This window comes from Ralstonia sp. TCR112, assembly GCF_007997035.1.
Lineage (GTDB): Bacteria > Pseudomonadota > Gammaproteobacteria > Burkholderiales > Burkholderiaceae > Ralstonia > Ralstonia edaphi.
This window is the reverse complement of record NZ_VOSS01000190.1, coordinates 1-3,226: the sequence shown is the minus strand read 5'-3', so window position 1 is coordinate 3,226 and position 3,226 is coordinate 1. Positions and strand designations below refer to the sequence as shown.

Here is a 3,226-nt window from a genome sequence, read left to right as displayed (position 1 = left end):
TCCGAGCTCGGAGCTCGGCGCATGAGGCTTTTAGCTCGGCCGTTTGAGGCTCGGAGCTCGGCGCGCGAGGCTTTTAGCTCGGCCGTTGAGGCTCGGAGCTCGGCGCGTGAGGCTTTTAGCTCGGCGGTTGAGGCTCAGAGCTCGGCGCGTGAGGCTTTTAGCTCGGCGGTTGAGGCTCAGAGCTCGGCACGCGAGGCTTTTAGCTCGGCGGTTGAGGCTCGGAGCTCGGCGTGTGAGGCTTTTAGCTCGGCAATTGAGGTTCAGAACTCGACGTGTGAGGCTTTTAGCCCGGCAATTGAGGTTCGGAACGCCACGTTTGGAGTCCGGAACGCCGCGCGCGACTGGTGCGTTTCCAGCGCCGGAGTTGTGCGACGCACCAAAACTGGGCGGCGGTCTGACCGCTCAGCCGGCCATCACATCGATCACGCGTTGGGCGGCTTCCACCAGCTTGATGTTGCGATCCATCGCCATCTTGCGCAGGCGCTTGAAGGCGTCGTCTTCCGACAGGTTCATCTGCTTCATCAGCAGGCCCTTGGCGCGCTCAAGCACCTTGCGCTCGGCGAGTTGCGTCTTGGCGGTGTCCAGCTCGGCCCGCAATTCACGCTCGTGTTCGAAGCGGGCATAGGCAACGTCCAGCACGGCCTTGACACGCGTGGGCTTGATGCCGTCGACGATGTAGGCGGTGATGCCGGCGGCAAACGCCGTCTTGATGCGCGCGGCGTCGTCGTTGTCGGTGAAGAGCACGATCGGGCGGGGCGCATGCTGGGTGGCCACGCAAACGTGCTCGATGGTGTCCCGCGCGGCCGATTCGGAGGCGACGATCACCATGTCGGGTTGTGTCTCGGCAATGCGCTCGGGCAGCGTCAGGTCGGCATCCGCCAGGCCGACGTCCACAAAGCCCGCCTCGGCCAGCCCGGCGCGGATCAACTCCAGGTTGATCTGTTCGGCATCGAGCGGATCGCGCACGAGCAGCACGCGCATCGGCGCGGCCGGGTGCGGGGCGGCGGGCGGGGCAGACGGGGCGGGCGGTTTCGTTTGCATGGTGCAAAGTGGGGCAATGTGCACGCCACTCATGCAAGAACCGCGCCGGGCCGGTGCGGGTGTATCCTCGCAAACTCGTCGGTCGCCGGGGGGCGGTGGCCGCAGTGTCCCCACCTGTTCCAATCCAGCTTAGTTCGAGGAGACCCGCATGACCGATTTCGTCGTCACCCCGCCCGCCGTCAACGGCATTCCCGTACGTGGCGGGCAAGGCCAGTTTCCGGTGCGCCGTGTGTACTGCGTCGGCCGCAACTACGCCGCCCATGCACGCGAGATGGGTTCCGACCCCGACCGCGAACCGCCGTTCTTCTTCTGCAAGCCGGCCGACGCCGTGCGCTACATCCCCGACGGCGAGACCGGCCAGTTCGTCTACCCGACTGAAACCAAGGATTGCCACTACGAGATCGAACTCGTGGTCGCCATCGGCACGGGCGGGCGCGACATCGCCGTGGAAACGGCAGCCAACCATATCTACGGTTACGCCATCGGCCTGGACATGACGCGCCGCGACCTGCAGAACGCCGCCAAGAAGGGCGGCCGCCCCTGGGAGACCGGCAAGGCCTTCGACGGCTCGGCGCCCATCGGCCCGATCGTGCCGGCCAAGGATGTGGCGCTTCCGGACAAGGGCGCCATCACGCTGTCGGTCAATGGCCGTGAACACCAGCGCGGTGACCTGTCGGACCTGATCTGGTCGGTGCCGGAAACCATTGCGTATCTGTCGCGCCTGTTCGAGCTGCGCCCGGGCGATCTGATCTACACCGGCACGCCCGAAGGCGTCGGCCCGGTCGTCGTCGGCGACCTGATGGTCGGCAAGATCGACGGCGTGGGCGAACTGCACGTGAAGGTTATTTGACAGACCCGACAGAAGAGTCAGAAGCCATGTCGATCAAGCTGTACAACTACTTCCGCAGTTCGGCGTCGTTCCGCGTGCGCATCGCCCTGGAGATCAAGGGCCTGCTGTACGACTACGCGCCGGTGCACCTGCTCAAGGGCGAGCAACTCGCGCCGGAATTCGTCAAGCTGAACCCCGATGCGCTGGTGCCCGTGCTGTGCGACGGCAACGACGTGCTGAACCAGTCGTTGGCGATCGTCGAATACCTGGAAGAGACGCATCCCGAGCCCACGCTGCTGCCGGGCTCGCCCAGCAATCGCGCACACATCCGCGCGATTGCGCTGGCGATTGCCTGCGAGATCCATCCGCTGAACAACCCGCGCGTGCTGAAGTACCTGAAGAACACGTTCAACGTGGAAGAAGAGGCGCGCAACGACTGGTATCGCTACTGGGTGAAGCTGGGGTTCGCGGCGTTGGAAACGCGGCTGTCACAGTCGCCGCTGACCGGTGCCTACTGTGTTGGCGACACCCCGACGCTGGCCGACGTGTGCCTCGTGCCGCAGGTGTTCAACGGCAAGCGGTTCGATGTGGCGGTGGAGGATTACCCCACGCTTGCGCGCATCTTCGAGCATTGCATGGCGCAGGAGGCGTTTCAGAGGGCGGCGCCTGGGGTGCAGCCGGATGCGGCTTCCGCGTAATCTGCAGCGTTACTGCGCAAAACAAAACGCCCTGATCAACTCAGGGCGTTTTTACGTTGAAGCGTTGCGCGCGAGGGGGTCACCCCAACAACGCATCCGCAAATTCGCGCGCAGAAAACGGCTGCAGATCCTCCACCTGCTCGCCCACGCCGATGAAGTACACCGGCACCGGGCGCTGCCGCGCGATGGCGGCCAGGATGCCGCCCTTGGCCGTGCCGTCCAGCTTGGTGACGATCAGGCCCGTGAGGCCCAGCGCTTCGTCAAAGGCTTTGACTTGCGCGAGGGCGTTCTGCCCCGTGTTGCCGTCGATCACCAGCAGCGTTTCGTGCGGCGCCGTGGCCATCGCCTTGGCGGTGACGCGGCGCACTTTCTTGAGTTCTTCCATCAGGTGCAGCTGCGTCGGCAGGCGGCCGGCGGTGTCGGCCATGACGATATCGATGCCACGTGCACGCGCGGCGTTCACTGCATCGAAGATCACGGCGGCCGGGTCGCCCGATTCCTGCGCCACGACCGTGACGTTGTTGCGCTGACCCCAGATCACGAGTTGCTCGCGCGCGGCGGCGCGGAATGTGTCGCCCGCTGCCAGCAGCACCGATTGACCGTAGGTCTGGAAGTGCTTGCACAGCTTGCCGATGCTGGTCGTCTTACCGGCGCCGTT

Annotated in this window: 4 protein-coding genes; 2 read left to right on the top strand and 2 right to left on the bottom strand. The window is 65.3% G+C overall.

What is annotated here, in order from left to right; all coding sequences use genetic code 11:
* Nucleotides 1–402: 402 nt before the first annotated feature.
* Nucleotides 403–1,041: an ANTAR domain-containing response regulator gene (locus FUT88_RS25195; RefSeq protein WP_147219272.1), complete on the bottom strand. Its 639-nt coding sequence runs from the start codon at nucleotides 1,039–1,041 to the stop codon at nucleotides 403–405.
* Nucleotides 1,042–1,189: 148 nt separating this feature from the next.
* On the opposite strand from FUT88_RS25195, the gene FUT88_RS25190 reads away from it, so the two are divergent.
* The gene (locus FUT88_RS25190) at nucleotides 1,190–1,891 is read left to right on the top strand and encodes a fumarylacetoacetate hydrolase family protein (protein WP_147219270.1); all 702 of its coding nucleotides are present in this window, start codon (nucleotides 1,190–1,192) and stop codon (nucleotides 1,889–1,891) included.
* Nucleotides 1,892–1,917: 26 nt separating this feature from the next.
* Nucleotides 1,918–2,568 carry a maleylacetoacetate isomerase gene (gene maiA / locus FUT88_RS25185; RefSeq protein ID WP_147219268.1) on the top strand — a complete coding sequence of 217 codons (651 nt, stop codon included), beginning with the start codon at nucleotides 1,918–1,920 and terminating at the stop codon, nucleotides 2,566–2,568.
* Between the two features lie 79 nt (nucleotides 2,569–2,647).
* Here maiA and ftsY read toward each other — a convergent pair.
* Nucleotides 2,648–3,226, bottom strand: a 579-nt coding sequence (gene ftsY, locus FUT88_RS25180; protein ID WP_147219266.1) for a signal recognition particle-docking protein FtsY, incomplete at its 5' end; no start/stop codon positions are given.

What these genes read in the sequence shown, in the direction of transcription:
- FUT88_RS25195 (WP_147219272.1), bottom strand. Translation starts at nt 1,041, where the DNA reads ATGCAAACGAAACCGCCCGCCCCGTCTGCCCCGCCCGCCGCCCCGCAC.
- FUT88_RS25190 (WP_147219270.1), top strand. Translation starts at nt 1,190, where the DNA reads ATGACCGATTTCGTCGTCACCCCGCCCGCCGTCAACGGCATTCCCGTA.
- maiA (WP_147219268.1), top strand. Translation starts at nt 1,918, where the DNA reads ATGTCGATCAAGCTGTACAACTACTTCCGCAGTTCGGCGTCGTTCCGC.